Origin of the sequence: Arthrobacter sp. H35-D1, from assembly GCF_030063185.1 — a bacterium.
Taxonomy (GTDB): Bacteria; Actinomycetota; Actinomycetes; order Actinomycetales; family Micrococcaceae; genus Specibacter.
Genome location: NZ_JASISP010000003.1, coordinates 74,192 through 92,537 on the forward strand (window position 1 = coordinate 74,192; position 18,346 = coordinate 92,537).

Below are 18,346 nucleotides of genomic sequence, written 5' to 3' on the forward strand. Positions count from 1 at the left end.
ACAGGACGTATGCTTACTTCCCGTAACACCGGAAACTTACTTGTTGCCACAAGTACATGTTCAAAAACTGTCGAATATATAAGGAAATCTATGAGTGCGACTTACTTGTCATGCCGTTGGCGCTAAAGTCGAGGCATGCAGAGCGTTGAATTCCCGGAGTTCTCCTTCAGCTCTCCGTTGGCCGGAACCATCATCGACCTTGAGCGGTTGCGTAGTGACCTTGGAGGCGGGACCACCCATCCAGCGGTGTTTTCGCAATTGAAGTCGCTATTCCAACTTATGGCGAGCATTATGAGTGCGCGTATCGAAGGGAACAGGACTTCTATCGTCGATGCTGTCGAGGGAGCAGCTGCGTCATCGAGTGGAGACAAGTCATCTCCTACTGAAGGTGTCCAAGAGATCCTTAACCTGCAGGAAGCAACTGCTTTCATCGACCGGGTGGTGGAACCGGGTAGTCCCATCACACACAGCCTTGTCAGGGAACTTCACAAGATCGCAGTCCAAGGCCTGGTGCGGGAGGGCGATAGTACTCCGGGCTCATACAGGACAACCGAGGTTGCTATCGGTGGATCGACTCACACTTCGCCGTCGCCCGTTGCAGTTCAGGGCGACACGAGTGAGCTGTTGGACTTCGCGAACCAGCCGGTCAAACAAAGCTTCGACCTGCTCAAGGTTGCCATCGCACACCATCGATTTGTGTGGATACATCCATTCGGCAACGGAAACGGGCGTGTGTGCAGGCTTTTCACGTACGCGATCATGGTTTCTCAAGGATTCAGCGACTCGGGCATGTACCGAGCTATCAATCCGACATCGGTGTTTGGTGCGGATGGGTCACGGTACTACCGCATGTTGGAGGAGGCTGATTCACTCCTGCCGGATGCCATCCTCGGATGGTGTCAGGATCTGTTGGACGGCATTCTCGGTGACATGCAGAAATTCAATAAACTCAGCGACAAGTCATTTGTCCTCAACAGGTTGCTAAGACCCGCTATCAAGCGTGGTATGGATGTGGGCGCTTTTTCTGCTCATGAAGCTGCTGTGCTCGACGTTGTGGCCAATCTGACCGAAGTGAAAGCTGCCGACTTGGCATCCGCGCTCCCTGGCTCGATTCCCACACGGAGCCAGCAGATCCGCAAGCTCGTCGAGAAGAAGCTCATTCAACCTATTGCTGAAGGCAAGAGAACATACCGGCTGGTCATGGCGCCCGGTCCACTTACGCCGTTCATCATCAGGCAGTTGGATGAGCTCGGATTCCTGCCAAGTATTTTGAAAGATGACTTCGCCTGACTGGACGGCTTTCATTGTCAGCGTGTGGAGGGGAGCTGAACCGTTCTTTGCATCAGGAGCGGTCATCATGTGATTTCTTTTCGAGTGGGGTGTGAGAGTTTCCTTGAAGGACCCACGGTGACGGCGCCCCTTGCAGGGGCCATATTGATCCCCAACGGGGGTTGCTCCACTCCACGGGACGTAACCCTTCCGGTGGGGTCAATTGCAGTTTGAGACCACTTTGGCGGCACGATTCCGCGTGAATCCGAGGATCATTGCTCTCAGCGACGACTGTCGACCAAAATCTATTTTCTCACGCAGGGGCTTTGATTCATCACACACTTGATGCCAAAATCCCCGCCAATCCAAGGTACCTATGACAGCCAGGATCGGTTATGTCAGGATCTCCTGAGCCTTCGGTCACGACAGCCCTGTTCGCGGTGTTCCAAGTGACGCCAAGACCTTCAGCTACACGGGCAACGGCGAGGTGTTGGCAGACGATGCACTCTAACGCCCAGCGCAGCCCGCGTCGGGAGAGCTTCGCCCTCGGCTCGGCTGCTTTGGAGGTGTCTTGCCGCCACACATGACCGCATTCGTCACAGCGGTAGGGGTAGAGCCTGGTCGGCACGGTCGCGGGCGCCAGCCGAAGGGTTCATGGCCCATCTAGCGGGTCACATGGCCCCCGGAACGTCCTGGGATCCGCACTTCTTACACCACTCATCCGGTTCCACCACCCGGCCTGCAAGAACGGCACGATCCGGGTAGAAACATTGCCCGGTGACTTCCAGACCGAGACTATCAAGGCGGCAGAAAGTGGTCAGGTCAGGGCACTTGGAAGGTAGCGTTGAAGATGAGGGCCATGCTGTAGAAAAAAGCACGATCTAGACAATTCAAATCTCTACCAGAGCCCTCACCTACGCCCAAAAACCTCCTCGAACTCTGCACGCGGAACCGCTGGTGACACTCTCAAATCTGAAGAGCCGGGTTTCCGGTAGATGAAAAAGCTAAGCGTCGGTGTGTTTCAGCTGCAAATCGCTGTGCGCAGACACTCCATCCATCTAGGAAGGAAAGCATGTTCATGCCATCGGACATGTGGATATGTGAATTTTCCTTAATGTAGTCAAATATCACTGACCGAAGTTCAGTGTTGAAGTTCACTTTTCCTATTCCTGCGCTGCCCGCTTTAGCCACGTCGGATGCTGGAAGGCCAGAGGCTCCGTGTAATACCAAGGGAACGGAACTTGCGTGATTTCTGATCATGTCAATGAGCGGCCAGTCCAGAGCAGGGACCCCTTGGTAGGATCCGTGCACGTTTCCCACCGCGACGGCCAACAGATTGGCCTGTGACATCGCAAGAAACGGAGCTACATCCTTTGGATCGGTCTTTTCTCCGACTTCTTGTTGTCTTGAAATGTCTTCGTCCCCTGAAATGGCCCCAATTTCGGCTTCCAAGATAATATCAGGACCAATAAGAAGTCTTGCATTTTTCACAAATTGAGCATTTTTAGTTATTGAATATGCTGACCCGTCAGCCAGCACAGCGTCAACTCCAGCATCGACTGAATCTCGAATCACGTCCAGTTTTGTGGCATGGTCGAGCTGAATGCAGGCCTCTACTGTTGCTCTGTCGGCCAACTGGCGCAATGCACGGATAAAATTTATTCCTGGCTTTCCAGAAGCAGCTTTTGGAGGAACCAACAAGATGACTGGCTTTTCTACTTCTTCACTTCCGGCGATTACAGCCTGGGCAGTTGTAAAATCATAGACGCTAAACGCCGGTATGGCCCGGGAATCCGTTACTGCACGAGTCGCAATTTCTAGCAGGTTTGCACGCATGAGTCTTCTACTTTCTTAGGGGGTGGGGTTTCTGAGTGACTTAGAAACTGATTGTTGAAATGAGCTGGGACACGGCTTCCTCCGACGCCAACATAGCAGGATATGCGCCGATTCGGAGCATTGATTTGATATCTTTTATTTCAACGTTGCACATCGAATTGTCGAGCGCTTTATGAAGAGTTCTATGGGTTTCGAGAATTCCATGATGTAAAAAGTCGGCTAAGTGTCGGTTGTCAGGCCCGTAGCTTTGCCGCCCTATTCGTTGATTCTGAAGCCGATTTCACATCTGCCTTCGAGTGGGTCAGATTGGATGATTTTATTTTTTCCCATGGGGTCACCCATTTTTATTTGAACGTTCTGTTTGTGAAGCCTGAATCGATGGGCGATATATTTAGTAAGTGCGTCAGGACTGCGGTCACGGCCCGACGGGCAGTAACCAAGTCGCTTGATTTTTAGGCATTTTTGGTAGCTGGCACCGCTGTGGAGTGACTGGTTCTGCGAGATAATTATCGCAAGGTCAGTTGACTTTTCAGCCAACTGAAATCCTCTATATCTTGATTTTCTTTGTGTCCGAAACTGGCTGGATCATCCAGATGGCGGCTGATCTATCAGATCGTTATATCAGGAGTCTTGGGCCTTGCCCCGGGGATTTCATGGAGCAGTGCTCGTATGAAATCCCCGGGCGAGCCAACGTCGTGGGGATGCGTAGACTCGCCGCCATGGCAGCGCAGTGCCGGGGACATCTCCTAGTGACCTATTCGATCGTTCGAGGCATCAGGTTCTCTCTAGTTTCGACGTTGGTGGCGTTTGCACTCGACGGATCGGCATCATGGGTGGGTTGGTAAGGTTGCTGCCCCCGCGTTGGAGTACCGAAATGGCTCTTGCAGAGCCATTAGATGATCAGGAAGACCAGCCAGGTCAACAGGAATCCTGAGACTCCGCAGATAGTGGTCAGTACCGTCCAGGTCTTCAACCCGTCTGCGACTGAAAGGCCCAGATACTTGGTGACGATCCAGAAGCCTGAGTCATTGATGTGGGAGAGGCCGAGCCCACCGAAACCGATGGCCAAGGTGATGAGCGCCACTTCGACGGGGCTGTAGCCGCCTGCGGCGATCGCTTCACTCAGCAGCCCGGCTGTGGTGAGGATGGCCACCGTGGCGGATCCCTGCGCGGCTCGCAACGCGGATGCGATCACGAATCCTGCGACAATGACGGGCATCCCGAGGGCGGTAAGACTGTTGGATAGTGCCGCCCCGATCCCGGATTCAACGAGTACGTTTGCGAACACGCCGCCTGCACCCGTGACGAAAATGATGATGGCAACCATGGGCAGTGCGGAGTCCGCGATCAAGCTGGTCTTCTTCTTGGGCCAGCCGGCCTTGCGGCCGATGACGAGGTAAGCGACGACAACACCGACCAGCAATGCTGTCGTCGGGGCTCCCAGGAACGAGAAGAAGGCTCGCGCCGCGTTGCCTTCGGACAGAATGGTCGTCATCGTGGAACCGATCATGATCATCACAATCGGCAGCAGGATAAGGACAATGACGGTCAGGGCGCTGGGTACGTTGCTGCGCACTTGGACGGCCGTGGCGCCAGTGCCGACGGGCAGCGTCGCTTCGTCTGTTTTGGGCACAATCGTTTCTGACTCAAGTGCCTCAGAGGCCGGTGAGTTGCCGAGGGTGATCTTGTTAACCTTGAACATTTTGGCAGCGTAGAAGCCAACCACGCCCACGCCAGCGGAGATCAACAGGCCGAAGATCGTTAGGAGCCCAACGTCCGCGCCTGTCAGTCCAGCCGCGGCGACCGGTCCCGGGTGGGGTGGCACGGCAACGTGAACCGTCAGGAGAACTGCTGCAACGGGGAGCCCGATCTTCAGCGGGTGGATGTTGGCGATCTTCGCAAAGGCGAAAACGATGGGCGCAAGAATGATGAAACCGACGTCAAAGAAGACGGGAATGCCTAGGATGAATGCGACGATCGTGAGCGCGACGATGACCCGCTTGGGGCCAAGGATGGCTGTGAACCGGTGCGCGAGGTTGTCGGCGGCACCCGAGACTTCGATGAGCCGGCCCAGCATGGAGCCCAGTCCGACGACAATCGCAACGGAGCCAAGGACCTTGCCCATGCCGGCAACCATCACGGGTACGACATCGACTAGGGGGATTCCGGTCGCCAGTGCAGTTCCCATGGACACAAGCAGCAGCGAGATGAACGCGGGGAGCTCGAACTTGATGACGAGCACGAGGAGGACAATGACCGCGACGAAAGCGATCAGAAGGAGTGCGACGGTACCCATGGCTTATGCCCTCTTCGGAGCGAGGACTTTGATCACGGCGGAGTCGTCCGCTGCGGCCAGGCCCTGCGCCTGGCCCAGCAGGTACAGCTGTTCAGCGGCCGCGGCAACAGGGGTGGCAAGATGGGCGGCACGGGCGGCCTTACTGACGATCCCCATATCCTTGACGAAGATGTCCAAACGGCTAAGAACCTCGGCGCCCTCTTCGGTGTAGGCCTGAAGAATGCGCGGGCCGCGGTTGGAGAGCATGAAGGAGCCGGCTGCCCCGGCTTCAAGAGCGGAGAGAGTTTTCGCCTGGTCAAGCCCCAGTGCATCGGCGAGGGCAAGGGCCTCGGCGGCGGCAGCAATGTGGATGCCACACAGCAGTTGGTTGACGGTTTTCAAAGCTTGGCCATCGCCGGGCCTGTCGCCGACGATTGACAGCGTGGAGGCGAGCAGGTCCAGCACGGGAGCTGCCTGCTTCTGTGCCTCGGGAGTGGCTCCGACCACGATCAACAGGTCGCCCAGCCCGGCGCGGACTGGGCCGCCGGACAGCGGGGCGTCAACTAGTTCCACACTGTATTCGGCGAGGCGTTCCACCGCTGCGGGGATGGCGTCGGTGCCCACGGTGCTGGTCAGGATGACGACTGAGCCCTTGGACAATACGGGGGCCACGCCATTGTCGCCGAAGAGCACCTCGTTAAGCTGTTCGCTGTTGCGCACGGCCAGTAGCAAGGCGTCGGCGCCTTGCGCAGCTTCCTGGGCGGAGTCGAATGTGACGATGCCGGCGGCCTTGGCAAGTTCCAGGCGGGGCTCGGCAATGTCGAAGCCATGGACGGTCAGCTCCGAGGCAAGGCGGGTGGCCATGGGCAGCCCCATGGCGCCCAAGCCCAGAACCGTGACTGTGTAGTTGGTGGACATGGAAATCTCCTTCAGTGGGATGGGTAAGTTATTCAGAACGTGTTGCTGAGCTTGCGGGTGACGTCAGCGAGTGACTGGTCATCGCCCACGTTGCCGGCGAAGACGATGTAGGGGATGCCTTCTGCTGGGCCGTCGACTGGCTCCCACAGTGAGACGATGCCGGGCAGCATGGGCCCGCGGACAATGGCGTGGCGGATCTCCAGTCCGTGTGCGGCCACATCGGAGGAGGTGATGCCGCCCTTGGCAATGACGAAGCGTGGGGGAGTGGCCTTCAACGTCCGGTTGACAACTTCGACGACGGCGGCGGAGACTGTGCGGGCGATCTTCAGGCTCGCTGCTGCGTCGTCGGTCTTGATGAGCAGCCGACTCGTGTGGATGATGACGTCTCGGTTGGCCAAGGCAGCCACGATCGTGGCGACGACCTCTGAGACGTGGGCGGCGCCGTCGTCGGAAAGCAGCTTTTCTACGTCGATCTCGACGATGCTGGCAGAGGCGTGAGCGTCGGTCAGGACTTTCAACTGGCGCGTGGTGACCCCGACGTGGGAACCTACCACGATCAGTCCGCCGCGAGCGGTGCCTGCAGCGACTGTGCGGCCAGCATGGAAGATTTCCGCGGTGGCAAGCGGCTCGCGGATCTCCTGGCCGATACGGGCGCGGACGAAGGGAGGGCCGACGCGGTAGATCAGGGTCTTGCCACGGTGTTCGGCCTCTTCCAGGCCCAGGGCCAACACGCGCAGGTCGTTTTCGGTGACGGCATCCACCACGATTGGGGTGGAGTCGCTGGCACCGTCGATCGCGTCGGCGACGGCGGCAGCGCCAGCTTTCGGGGTGCCGCGGCGGATTAGGCCCAGGTCAATGGTGATGACGCTGGAGGCTGGAATTCGGCCGTCGGATTTTTCCTCCACATACGCCGCCAGCGAGGAGTTGGCGAAGCCGAAGCTCGCGTCTTTGGCGAACTCGGTCTCGGCCACAGGGATCAGTGTCCCTTCGACGCCGCGCGTGTAGTGGACACCGCCAATGGTGATGCGGCCCGCGTCGGGAAACGCCGGAACAATGACAACGCCATCCACGGTGGTGCTTGATTCGGTCAACAGTGTGCCAGCGATCGTCTCGGGCTCGAGCGGGAAATGGCCGCGCAGGGTCGAGTCGCTGCGGCTCGTGAAGCCCACAGTGATGCCAGCCTTGCCGGCTGCGGTGAGAGCGTTGACCACTATCTCGCGGTTCCGGACCCGTGCCTCGGCGGGGTCCAGACTGCGGGTATTGGTCAAGACATAGACAGCCTTGGCGACGGTGCCGTCGATCCGGTACCCGAACACCCAATCGAAGTCCTCCACGTCCCAGCGGGTCAAGACAGGCAGTCCCGCCACCGACTGGGTTCCCGTGGGATCGTCATCGAGCACAATAAGCACGCGATTGGCGGCGGCGACCTTGGCTGCTACCAGACTTGCCGGCACGCTGACCTCGGCAGGGTACTTTTCGAGAAGTTCGGACTCACGAATCATTTCTTCACACCTCATTGTGGATTTACTTATGTCAGATGTCAGACATCTTATGTATGATTGATATTGTGGCACGAGACACACGAAGTTCGCAAGGGGAGGCCATTGCCGCGGTGGCAAGCCCCTAAGCTTGAGCTTCATGAAGGCGATGAAAGGGGAAGCATGGCGCGCAAGTCGCTGACCGAAATGGTGGCGGATGATTTGCTGGACAGGATTGTCGCTGGCGAGTTTCCGCCCGGCTCCTTGGTCCCGGGTGAGCTGGAACTGAGTTCGCAGCATGAAGTGAGCCGCATGACCGTCCGCGAGGCAATGAAAACGCTTGAGGCGCAGCGCATCCTTCGGGTCGAGCGGGGTCGGGGGACGTTCGTGAATCCCTTCAGCAGCTGGGGTTCACTGCATGCGGTTCTCCGGGCTGTCTCCGAAGGCCAGGACGGTGCAGCCGTGGCAATCCAGCTCATTGAGTTGCGGCGCATGCTGGAGACCGGCGCCTGTGAACTAGCCGCAACACGCATCTCGGACCTGGACCTCGGGCGGTTGAGTGGCCAGCTGGAACGGATGCGAGCAGCCCATGCCGCCAATGACGTGCTGGCTTTCGTGGACGCGGACCTTGCATATCACGACATCATCCTGCAGGCCTCGGGCAACATCTTTGTTGCGGTTTTGTTTGAACCGCTGCACCGGATTCTGGAAAAACGCCGAATGGAAACCTCTCGGATCCCCGAGATACAGGCCAATGCCATTGGCATGCACGCCGCGATCCTAGAAGCACTCACGAAGCGTCAGCCAGGGTTGGCGCGGGTGGCCATGGACAACCACATGGCTCAGACCCTTAAAGACCTGAAGAGCTACGTGCTGAAGATCCGCTAAACACGCAGGTAACGGTGAACACAGCGGGAGTCCTGTCAATGGTTCCTTTGCTGGGATTGCTCCTTCCTGACACTCGCGTTGGATTGCCCCGGTATGTTGAGCGTTGCACGCTGCCCATGACTTTTAACCCATCGGATGTTGTTCGAAAATTGGGGCGTCACGAGGTCGAAAACGAGAGAAGCTTTGGTCCCCATGGTCCAGTTTCCTCCTGGTGGGGAATGGTTTTATGCGCGGCTGCGCCAGCCTTGGGTGGCTATAAAATCTTGGGCTTCCTTGCGATGTCGGCGCATCCAGTGCTGGGGCGGTCGGGATTCCCAGCGGCGAGGGCTGCTTCATGTTCGGCACGGTGCCCGGGTTGGTAGTGTTCGCAGATTTGGAGGTGCCGGTGGACGGTGATTCGTTTATGGTGGCAACGGCCGACTGATTCGCGCACGGTCAGGCCGGTCGCGTACATCATCTCCCAATCGGGGTACCTCGAGACTTCCCGGCCCGCCATGTCAAAAACCCAAGCCCATTGAACTCATAACGAACCAGACCCCGCGGTGTTGGTGGCTCACCTCATCAGGCCATTTGCCACCTCACTGGTCCGAGCCACAATGCTTGATCCCGGCAGGTCGTCGTTCGCCGGCTTACGTCCTTTTGTGGGCACCCCAACTGGACGGTTTACGACATTTTCAGGAACAGCAGGATTTTTGGGGGCTGTCTGAGGTTCCCTTGGCCCCGAGTGTCGTTGATGCCGTTGCGGGAGTTCGACTGCATTGCAGTTTGGCAACAAGGACGGCAGCTACAGGACCGCAGGGATTGTCGGGCGTGTGCCAGCTGGGCTTGCAGTCACGTTCCCCGAAATGGTCTGGGGCGCGGTGGCCGTGGATACGGAGGACTTCGACGTCCCGGTATTCACCGCGGCGGGCCGGGTGGAACCTGCACTGGTGTTGGCTGAACTAGAGGCTGCAGCGGGCTGCTTGGAGGCCAGGTCGGCGAGGGAAAACACCGAGGTGACGATCTTGCGGGACAAGATGACCAGCCCGTGGATGCTGAAGGCAACCAGAGCCAGCGCTAGAAAGGCCACAAGACTGACGGCGAACATAAGTACGCCGACCATGACGGTCCCAACAAAGACCATGGTGTAGGAATTAGATAACAGTACTTCCATGATGGCTCCCAACAGCGTTCACAGGCGAACTTTTCTCCACGCTATGCGGGCAAGTGGTCGCGACGGCACGCGACGTGCGAATGTTGCGAAAAAGAAATGCTTCCGTAACGCAAAAAAGATCCCTGCCCTGTCACATCGAACGCTCAATACGCAAGGCTTATATGCGACAGGTCAACAGCACACTACGATCTGCTGCGTGTCATCCGATGCGGAGAATCGACACCAGGTCATATTTACCCAAAATTTTGGTGGTGAGCAGTCATCCGTACTACGTCTTGGGGGTGCTCGAGGGGTCGTTCCCCGAGGCCGCGCTGATGGCGGACGGAGATGGCCAGATGGCCTGCCCATCAGCAGGAAGTGCTTCGTAGGGGTAGGAGGCCACGGTAAGGGGTTGGGTCGAACCTTCCAGTGCGCAGCGCACGGCGCTGTCGTTCTTGGATCCGCACACGAGAATTCCGATAGTTGGGGCTTGGCGGGGCAGCCGGAGCAAGTCGTTGACTGCAGCGGCATAGAAATTTAGCGGGCCTAGGTGTTCGGGCTTGAATTTGCCGGCTTTTAGTTCCACAACGACATATCGGCCGGAAGGGACGTGGCCCGGCAGAGCAGCAGGTCAGCGTAGAATTCCTCGACACGGATGACCAGTCGAACTTGTTCGCCAACGAAGACAAACCCCTGGCCAAATTCCAACAGGAACTTTTGCACGTGCTTGACCAGCTGCGCCTCGAGCTCGCGTTCACGGCTCCTGTCAGTCATGGCCACGAAATCTAAGACGTAGGGGTACTTGGTGAGTTGCTGGGCCAGGTCGGAGTCCTGCGAAGGCAACGTCGCCGTGAAGTTGCTGACGGCCTGGCCGGAGCGTTCGTGCAGCCGCGTCTGGATTTGGTGTGCCAAGACATCCCTGGACCAGCCATTTCCACCGTGGCCGCTGCGTACCAGAGTCGTAATTGCTTGGTCGGAGAGCCTCTCCATAAGAAGGACAAGGCGGCTCCACGGCAATGTTGCAAGCTGCGCTTGCAACATTGGAAAATCGGGCCATGTTTTACGCAAACGGCTTCATGTGGCGCAGGTTGCGGGGCGAGAATCCACGGGTGCCCGGGATCTTCTCTCCAAGGTCCGCCGAGAGACGCAAGACAACCTTTGCGCCCCATCCCTCCAACCCTTCCCTCTCAAGGAGATCCTTGCCGATAGCCTAATAGCTGCCAACAAGTTCCTGGTTTGCGGTGGAAATGGCCCGTGCAAGCCCGGCAAAAACATGTCCGGCCACGGCGTCCAACAGGCCTGGATACCAACCCGGTATCGCACCGCGTACCGGCGTCGTCGGGAACCAAGCGCCTGGCCCTTCGAGGTCATGGAGATTGCTTGCTAGGTCCCGTGTCATGGTTCCTCCTCAACGTTGAGTTCACTTCCATTCATACGCGGAGGGTCTGACAAGGAAGACGGCGGATGGGGTGGAAGAGCCGAAAAAGCTAGACTGGACCGTCGAGACCAGTGACCAACTCGCAACATGGAGGATCCATGGCCAAGAAAACCAAACGCCCAAAAAATACCAGCCGCAAGCTGACCTCGGTCAGTGAGCTGCGGGCAATCCGCGCCGTGGACGCCATCACCCCGGCGTTCGTTGACTGGTGCCGACAAACGGAGAACGTACCTGCCGAAGACGCTCTGGTGCTCCTCGGCCCGGTCAAGGTGCTGGTTGCCGCATATTTCCACGCATCACCCTCGTCGGAGCCCACCAGGTTCCAACCCATCCCGTTTGGGCTGGCCATGGAGGCGGCCCTCTCCGAACACGACGACGAAGAAGACTGGCGCGACTTCGCATTCGACGCCATCCACGTGTACATCGAATTCCTCGGCAAAACGGACGCCTGGACTGGCACGGATGAGGACTTCAACGCCGTCGACGAGCTGTTTCACATGGGCGCGGAAAGGGTGCTGCCGGACGTAGTTGCTCCGAATCTGACGCCGGAGGAGGTGCTGGCCAGCCTTGAAGGCACCGAACTCTCGCGCCGTTTGGACGCATTTCTGAGGTGGCTGGGCGACGGCAGGACGGTGACGTCCACGGGCGCACTGCGGTTGAAGGAAGTGGAGGGCGCCGCGGCCGCCGTGGGCGTGGCTGCCAAGGGTGCAATGCCCAATGCCAAGCAGGAGCAGGCGCCTTTATTTGGCGGTGACGGTGCGTCCGCGGAATCCGTCCCCACGGTGAAGTCCATGACCGAAGTCCCCTTGTTGACAAAGATCTGGATTGCCTTGGAAGCGTCCGGGCTCATCGACATTGGCTCCACCAAGGTGTGGCCCACTGTGCTGGCCAGGCAATTTCTGGAGCCCGGGCGTCCTTGTCGGCGTGAAGTCTTGGGCGGCTTCATTATCCGCTTCCTGGCCATCGCCGTCATGGGCGAGGTGGAATGGGCTCCGTGGGTCAGGCCTGCTGCCATGGCCCAGTCGTCAATCCTGTACGCGGCGTGCGCGCAGGCGCCGGTTCCGGTGGCCGCACTGGCGGACCCGGCCAAACTGCAGGCCTTGGGCCTTGACGAATTCGGGGCCAGAACCGTGCAGAAGCGGATGGATGAGCTGGCCGAACTGGGTCTGGTCACCTTGGACGGTGTCATTGCGGTGCCGCCCGCGCTGGTGCCGGCGGTCATGGCCGTCCTGCAAGGGGCGTTCCCTGAGGAGGACGGCAGTGTCGACGATCCTTGGGCGCCGCAGCCGCAGCCGCAGCCCAAGAAGCCAGCCCGCAAGCGGAAAAACTCCGCCCCGGCGCCCATTTTGCAGCTGAAGATCATGCTGAAGGGCTCCAAGCCGCCCGTGTGGCGCCGCGTGCTGGTCCGCTCCGACCTGACGCTGGCCGAGTTCCACCGTGTCCTGCAGGTGTCGTTTGCGTGGACGGATTCCCACCTGCACGAGTTCCGCGTGGGTGGCTGGAACGGGACGGCCTATGGGCCGGTGGGACCCGAGTTCGACTTCGGCGACCCGATGCCCCTCGACGAGGCAGCTGTGTCCCTCGGCGCGATCCTGTCCGCCGAGAACGACAAGATGGACTACGTCTACGACTTTGGCGACAACTGGCAGCACGCCATCACCGTGGAGAAGATCCTCCCGCACGACGACGGCGTCCCCGCCGTGCGCTGTACCGGCGGCCGGGGTGCCGGTCCGGCAGAGGACAGCGGAGGTGTGTGGGGCTGGGAATCCATGGTGGAGGCCGTCAACAATCCCTCCCACGAGGAACACAAAGAATACCGGGAATGGCTGGGACTGGAGCCCGGAGAGAAGTTGGACCCGAAGGCATTCGACAAGGACGAGCTGAACGAGGAACTCGCCGGCATGTACTGATCCCGGTGACCGAAAAGCCTACATTTCGAAGAGCGCTTCCTGAATGGGTTCCGCGGCTGCCGGTGCAGGCATGATGTCCGCCAACTCGATTTCTTCCCAGGGGGTGATGAATGCGGTGGCCACGCGCCAGCGTCGGCTGATGGTGGCACTGGCCATTAGGTCTGGATCGGCCAGGAACAACAGCGTCAGGTGGACTTCATCGCCGTCGGCCCTGGCGTCGGCGATCAGCCATTCGTCCGATTCACGGCCCCAAATCGGCAGCTCAGACGGGAAGAAGAGCTTGAGGGCCTCCGGTTTCCAACCCTCGCGATCGCCGGACACCGGGATGGTGATCACGCCGTTGCTGATGGTCCAGCCGTCCTCCCGGCTGTGGGACCAAGTGTGCTTTCCATCGTGAAAGTGCCACTGGTCGGTTTCATAGTTGACGGTGGCTGAAGCGGAATTCCATTGCCCAAGGCTGTCAAGGGTCAGTGCGGTGGCGGCCAAGGCTGGGAGGCGGCTGTCCATGCCCATGGTTTGGACCACGTAGTTCCATGTCAGTGTCTTCGTCACCCCGGCAGACTAACACTGGCAACGGCGTGGGCGCTCGCCGGACCGGAGGCTGCGGAATGGGTAGAGGCAGTCCTGGTTGGTTAAGGTACGACGCCGGGCCCCCAGCCCCAGCGCAAACTGGGGTTGCGCTGGGGTGGGTTGGCTAAAGAACCTGCAGGCTCTCTATGCGGACAAGGGAATCGTCGACCACGGAATCCAGAAGTGGATGATCCCAGTCCTCGACGATTGCGGCCTGCCGGACTGTGGGCAGTGCTTCTTCCAGCGTTGACAGTGCGCGGTTGATGATCCTCTTCGCAAGGGGGCGTCGCATGCCCCAGCTTGTCGCCTCGGCGAGGAGGTGCTCGCCCCTAAGGTCGTCAAGAAAGGCTTCGCCGCCAACGCGCAGGGACAATTCTCGGTTGTGGTCGGGCCAGACTGCTGTGGGGACCACATCGTAGGCTGGTGTCTGGCCGATTATTCCGTTGTCGAGAAGCAGTGCCAGGTTTCTTGCGTGCATGTCGCAGTTGCCGATGGCGGCGTTGAGCGTCACCGTTTCCAGCAACTGGGTCAATGCAACGGCAGGAGTCGTTGCATTGACCCTCAGTAACGTGGCAAAGTCGAGAAGCCGGGGAGCAGTGAGGTCATCTTGCTGATATTTTTCCTTGATACCGAGAGCCTGAGCGAAATCCTCTTGATGAATACGTTGCAGCAGCCCTGATTCATCTTTTTTCCGGTCGAACCGGGTAGCAAGGAGGCCAGATCGTCCGGAAATGTCGATAACCCGAGCATCCGAGGCTCTAACGGAACCCCCAGCGTCGCCAACAGCTTTGATGAGGCGAAGTCCCATGGTTTCCAGCTGGGCGATGCCAGGCCAACGCTCCTGACCCTTCTCGGTGAGTCTGGCGGGCTTGAGTATGTGAGTCGAGGCTTGCCCGTTAAGTGGGATTCCAATACGGTCGCCTTCGACGACGACCACGAGCTTTCCCTGAAGCCCGCCCAAGCTGGAGCGGACGCCGGGGGCAGCGGAAATACCAAGTGGAGCCGACGGAAGATCTGAAACGACCTCAGCGAGCTCATCGCTGCTCAGCCAACGGACACCCGGCGTTCTTGAAGTGTCCGCAGAGTCGGGGGTGACAATCTGGATGGCTCCGGCGCAGTCCAATCCATAAGCGCGCAGCAGCTCAAAGGTGTTGTCGGTACTTACGCGGGCCGCGTTGGCAAATTGCGCGCGGATCTGGTCTTCAGGGAGCAGCCCTTCCAAGAAGGCTCGCGTTTGCGTCGCCGGGTACATTTCGAGTCTGACGGGCAGGCGCACAGACAAGAGTGGGAAACCGGGGCCAAAGTCCTTCAGTGCCTGAGAAGCGTATGTCAGTGACGCGCCGCCGCCTGGGCCATCCGAAGTCAATTCGGCCACATGAACGTTGTTGAACCAGACCTCAAGGGTGTCACCCATCGGTTGAACGCCTCAATCGAGTTCCCTTGGTCGAGCTTTGCTGATGCTCTTGGACCTGAAGTATCTCGCGAGCGTTTCTGTCTTCGCGGGGAAGCATGAATATGTCGAGCCCAATGGCCTCAGTCACCTCAAAAAGTAGCCTGGCACTGCCGAAACGACCGTTTTCCATGGCACTGATCTTTGACCGCGAGATGCCCAGCTGCTCTGAGAGTTCCACTTGTGACATGCCTAAGGTGATTCGCCGGCTGCGAATCGAAGCACCAAGTCTGGCTGTTGCTGGCGTAGTCACCATCAGAGTTCCTTGCTGCGTGAGTCTTTGTGTACCCGATACAAAGTACACAATCACAATATCATCCTAATGCACTCGATAGTGAGTACATTGAGTCAAAAAGTTATTAATGTATCGTTTTTGAATACATACATAGTTCCAAGGTGGAAATCCTGCAGCTGAAGGTCATGCTGAAGGGCTCCAAACCGCACGTGTGGCGCCGACTGCTGGTCCGCTCCGACCTGACGCTGGCCGAGTTTGATTTCGATGATCCGATGCCGCTTGACGAGGCTGCCGGGCCTGCCGAGGATGGCGGCGGGGTGTGGGGTTGGGAATCCATGGTGGAGGCCGTCAGCAATCCCTCCCACGAGGAACACAGCGAATACCGGGGACGGCTGGGCCTGAAGAGGGTGAAGCGTTTGATCCCCAGAGCTTTGACCAGGACGGAGTGGACGAGATCCTTTCCGAGAGGTTCTGAGGAAAGTACGACGACGGCACTCGCCTTTCAGCCGCAACTTGCCTGCCGCTATTGGTAGCGAAGTTGTTTCTCCAAGCTTCCTCCAAGTTCAAATTGAATTTGGAGGAAGCTTGGAGAAGGGGAATATTACTTGGTGCGCTGAAATTGGGGGATAAACCTTGCCCCGCGTCTTTCAATGGGGTTGCTGTCCGGTTCAGCCATCTCAGGATCACCTGGTTCCAAGCCATTGTCACTCATGTATTTGAGCGCCCGTTTCACTATGATCCGTTTCTTGGCAAGGGCTGTAACAGACGGGGCCTTTGGGTCAGAAATTTCATCAAGACGTTCATGCTGCCGGCTGACCCTGGTTTCAATCTCTGTCAGTAACTGCCACACGGAGGGATGGTTGTCGATCTTGTGTTGCTGCCGCAGTGTTACAGCGGCCATTTGCAGGGCAAGGAATCCTTCAAATTGATCGACGCTGGTCTCGTCCCCTGCGAGACCGGTCACCATGGTTCCGCCTCCGGAACCGACCAATAGCCCGCCGCCACCCACCAGGGCTCCAGCTGTTATCAGCCCTCCAATCATCCCGCCGGGACCAAAGCTGGCCAAAGCGCTTGTGATAACAGCTGCACCTGCAAGGCCTGGGGCGGCTGCCAAGGCAAGCCCGCCCGTTCCCACGACCAATGCCGCTGTACCGGCCACCAAAGCCCCGACCTTGACCCATTGCAGATTCTGGCTGTATCGCAGGATGCCTTGGGCACGTTTGCCGGCTTCTAGGACATCGGAACCGAACTGCCGTCTTAGTCCCATCTCCGAGGCCAGTTCTTCCAGCGCCGCCTGTTCGATGTCTCTCGAAATTGTGATTTCGAAAGGAGCAATAACGTTTGTCACAGCAACGGCCGTCAGCAGTGTCACGGCCTCCTCTTTTGATGTTCCCGAGCGGTTGAACGTCGGTTCCGGCAGCAGTGAAGTGCTGTCGGCATAGTCAAAGTCGAGCCGTGCTATTTGTGATGGAATGGGCCTCTTGATGGATGCGTTGTGCGTGCGGACATCAGCCACTGCTTGAGCCTGAACGGATCGCAGCGCGGCAAGGTAGCGGCGCCTTATGTCACCGCTCAACTCATTCTTGATGAGATGGCAGTAGCGCAAACCCAGCAGTGTCTTACTCTCAACCTCATTGAGCGAGATTTCCACGCCTCTTTCAACGAAGGCAATCTCCTTGAACCTGGAACCGAAGACCGCGTATCCAATGGTGTCCGCTACGGTGCTGTGTTTCAGGTAAACACTTGCGGTATGAGGGGCTATTGGGTTTGGGTCGTATCCTGTGTTGATCGCATGGTCCAACATCCAGGGAAATACGGAAGACAGGCCACGCCTGATTGCCACCGGATCCCACGCATTCCTGAAGTTCACCCACCATGACAGATGGGATGGCGGATCGGCCAGTGCGTCATGCAAATCATCGAGCTTGAATCTCCCGCTGGCCAAGGGACTGCCAATGGTGACCATGGCGGAGACTTCAACATCCGCTGGTAGCCGTAGCAGCAGATCGGCAGCGATCACGGACCCCAAACTATGGGCGACAATGACAAGCTTGCCGGATTCTGGTACGACGGCCAAGATGCGGTTTAGGACTTGGGCTCGGATTTGTTTGCTGTTCAAGTAGTTCGCGGCTTGCTTAAAGAACCGGGTTTCTACTGCCGCATCCGCAACTAGGATATGGGCAGGTGCTACTACGTTCGCAACAGCCTCATTGATGAGGTGTTCCTGATCTTGCCGGCCGATCCGGTGTTCAATGGCGGCAAGGCGGCGCTCGAAGTCCCTCCGATTCAGCTTGGCAGCGTCACGGCTGAGTGCCTTGAAGGTCCGCGCGGGAATCGGTTCAGGTTCATCGAACTCCTTGAGCGCATGCGCGAACCTGGGGGCGATAACGCTAACCGCGTCGAGACTCGGATATCCGGAGCGTGTCAAGGCCTCATCAAGCGCTGCCCTCCATTGGCCCTCCGGGTCTCCGCCCCCCACACCGTGCAAGAAAAGTAGAACAGGTTTTTCAGTCAAGACGAGTCCCCATCATGGTGCTAATGTGCGCACCCAACGTCGGATGCTTCGGTACTTGAAGATCAGAATACCCGCACAATTTCGGGACTAAGTCCCCGCCCGTATTATGACGGGCGTGTGAGTCAAAGTCGTCCAGTGCGCTGGCGGTCTCGTCACGAGTGGAGCTGACAATGCTTCATGCTTCAATGTGTGGGATCTTGGCACCCAATCAGGGCCTCTCGCAATCTTTGATGCATGCCTATGGCAGCCGCAACGCCTGAGACGTTCGCTCTCCGCGCTCTCCGACGCGGTTGCCTTGTAAGTCGGAGCGCCGAGCAGCGCATGGTTGACATTCTCGTTCACCAGCACTTTGGGGGTCGACGTCGATAAGGTTCGTGACGTGATTCAGGCACATTTACCGCCCCTTGCGGCGGCGTCGCAGCGGAAACGCCT

18 protein-coding genes and 1 pseudogene are annotated in these 18,346 nt (G+C 58.5%); 4 read left to right on the forward strand and 15 right to left on the reverse strand.

Features of this window, described 5'->3' with window-relative positions:
* Window positions 1-135 precede the first annotated feature (135 nt).
* On the forward strand, window positions 136-1,290 hold the full coding sequence (locus QMG25_RS05500) for a Fic family protein (RefSeq protein WP_283458052.1): 1,155 nt from the start codon (window positions 136-138) through the stop codon (window positions 1,288-1,290).
* 391 nt (window positions 1,291-1,681) lie between these two features.
* Here the strand turns inward: QMG25_RS05500 and QMG25_RS05505 are convergent.
* The 6 genes and pseudogenes from QMG25_RS05505 to QMG25_RS05530 all read right to left on the reverse strand — a co-directional run.
* Window positions 1,682-2,147: pseudogene (locus tag QMG25_RS05505) on the reverse strand (hypothetical protein); the annotation flags it as partial.
* Window positions 2,148-2,235: 88 nt separating this feature from the next.
* Window positions 2,236-3,105, reverse strand: coding sequence for a class II fructose-bisphosphate aldolase (locus QMG25_RS05510; RefSeq protein ID WP_283458055.1), 870 nt, complete (start codon window positions 3,103-3,105; stop codon window positions 2,236-2,238).
* A gap of 255 nt (window positions 3,106-3,360) precedes the next feature.
* On the reverse strand, window positions 3,361-3,642 hold the full coding sequence (locus tag QMG25_RS05515) for a hypothetical protein (protein WP_283458057.1): 282 nt from the start codon (window positions 3,640-3,642) through the stop codon (window positions 3,361-3,363).
* Between the two features lie 355 nt (window positions 3,643-3,997).
* Entirely contained in the window at window positions 3,998-5,401 is a 1,404-nt protein-coding gene (locus QMG25_RS05520) for a GntP family transporter (RefSeq protein ID WP_283458059.1), read from the reverse strand.
* A gap of 3 nt (window positions 5,402-5,404) precedes the next feature.
* Entirely contained in the window at window positions 5,405-6,298 is an 894-nt protein-coding gene (locus QMG25_RS05525; RefSeq protein ID WP_283458060.1) for an NAD(P)-dependent oxidoreductase, read from the reverse strand.
* Between the two features lie 32 nt (window positions 6,299-6,330).
* Window positions 6,331-7,800, reverse strand: a complete 1,470-nt coding sequence (locus tag QMG25_RS05530; RefSeq protein WP_283458062.1) for a four-carbon acid sugar kinase family protein — start codon at window positions 7,798-7,800, stop codon at window positions 6,331-6,333.
* Between the two features lie 159 nt (window positions 7,801-7,959).
* Here QMG25_RS05530 and QMG25_RS05535 point away from each other — a divergent pair, with 159 nt between their 5' ends.
* Window positions 7,960-8,664: a FadR/GntR family transcriptional regulator gene (locus tag QMG25_RS05535; protein WP_283458064.1), complete on the forward strand. Its 705-nt coding sequence runs from the start codon at window positions 7,960-7,962 to the stop codon at window positions 8,662-8,664.
* 784 nt (window positions 8,665-9,448) lie between these two features.
* Here the strand turns inward: QMG25_RS05535 and QMG25_RS05540 are convergent.
* The 5 genes from QMG25_RS05540 to QMG25_RS05555 form a co-directional block, all read right to left on the reverse strand.
* A complete protein-coding gene (locus QMG25_RS05540) occupies window positions 9,449-9,817 on the reverse strand; it encodes a hypothetical protein (protein WP_283458066.1) in 369 nt (122 codons plus the stop codon).
* Between the two features lie 268 nt (window positions 9,818-10,085).
* Window positions 10,086-10,382 (reverse strand): PDDEXK nuclease domain-containing protein, encoded by a 297-nt coding sequence (locus tag QMG25_RS05545; protein ID WP_283458068.1) that lies wholly within the window; start codon window positions 10,380-10,382, stop codon window positions 10,086-10,088.
* Window positions 10,373-10,708: a PDDEXK nuclease domain-containing protein gene (locus QMG25_RS05550; protein ID WP_283458070.1), complete on the reverse strand. Its 336-nt coding sequence runs from the start codon at window positions 10,706-10,708 to the stop codon at window positions 10,373-10,375. Before QMG25_RS05550 ends, QMG25_RS05545 begins: the two co-directional genes overlap by 10 nt.
* Before the next feature lie 148 nt (window positions 10,709-10,856).
* Window positions 10,857-11,003: a DUF1016 N-terminal domain-containing protein gene (locus tag QMG25_RS20500; protein ID WP_502866361.1), complete on the reverse strand. Its 147-nt coding sequence runs from the start codon at window positions 11,001-11,003 to the stop codon at window positions 10,857-10,859.
* Window positions 11,004-11,006: 3 nt separating this feature from the next.
* Complete coding sequence (locus QMG25_RS05555; RefSeq protein ID WP_283458072.1) at window positions 11,007-11,195, reverse strand: hypothetical protein; 189 nt, start codon at window positions 11,193-11,195, stop codon at window positions 11,007-11,009.
* Between the two features lie 137 nt (window positions 11,196-11,332).
* Between QMG25_RS05555 and QMG25_RS05560 the strand changes: the two genes are divergently transcribed.
* A complete protein-coding gene (locus tag QMG25_RS05560) occupies window positions 11,333-13,144 on the forward strand; it encodes a plasmid pRiA4b ORF-3 family protein (protein ID WP_283458074.1) in 1,812 nt (603 codons plus the stop codon).
* Between the two features lie 18 nt (window positions 13,145-13,162).
* Here the strand turns inward: QMG25_RS05560 and QMG25_RS05565 are convergent, their stop codons facing one another.
* From QMG25_RS05565 to QMG25_RS05575, 3 genes are all read right to left on the reverse strand, one after another.
* Window positions 13,163-13,696 (reverse strand): hypothetical protein, encoded by a 534-nt coding sequence (locus QMG25_RS05565; RefSeq protein WP_283458077.1) that lies wholly within the window; start codon window positions 13,694-13,696, stop codon window positions 13,163-13,165.
* Window positions 13,697-13,838: 142 nt separating this feature from the next.
* Window positions 13,839-15,128, reverse strand: a complete 1,290-nt coding sequence (locus QMG25_RS05570; RefSeq protein ID WP_283458079.1) for a HipA domain-containing protein — start codon at window positions 15,126-15,128, stop codon at window positions 13,839-13,841.
* Window positions 15,121-15,474, reverse strand: a complete 354-nt coding sequence (locus QMG25_RS05575) for a helix-turn-helix domain-containing protein (protein ID WP_283458081.1) — start codon at window positions 15,472-15,474, stop codon at window positions 15,121-15,123. Before QMG25_RS05575 ends, QMG25_RS05570 begins: the two co-directional genes overlap by 8 nt.
* An 86-nt stretch (window positions 15,475-15,560) precedes the next feature.
* Here QMG25_RS05575 and QMG25_RS05580 point away from each other — a divergent pair, with 86 nt between their 5' ends.
* The gene (locus QMG25_RS05580) at window positions 15,561-15,932 is read left to right on the forward strand and encodes an IS1096 element passenger TnpR family protein (protein ID WP_283458083.1); all 372 of its coding nucleotides are present in this window, start codon (window positions 15,561-15,563) and stop codon (window positions 15,930-15,932) included.
* 68 nt (window positions 15,933-16,000) lie between these two features.
* On the opposite strand, the gene QMG25_RS05585 is transcribed toward QMG25_RS05580, so the two are convergent.
* Window positions 16,001-17,914 (reverse strand): lipase family protein, encoded by a 1,914-nt coding sequence (locus QMG25_RS05585; RefSeq protein WP_283458085.1) that lies wholly within the window; start codon window positions 17,912-17,914, stop codon window positions 16,001-16,003.
* Between the last annotated feature and the right edge of the window lie 432 nt (window positions 17,915-18,346).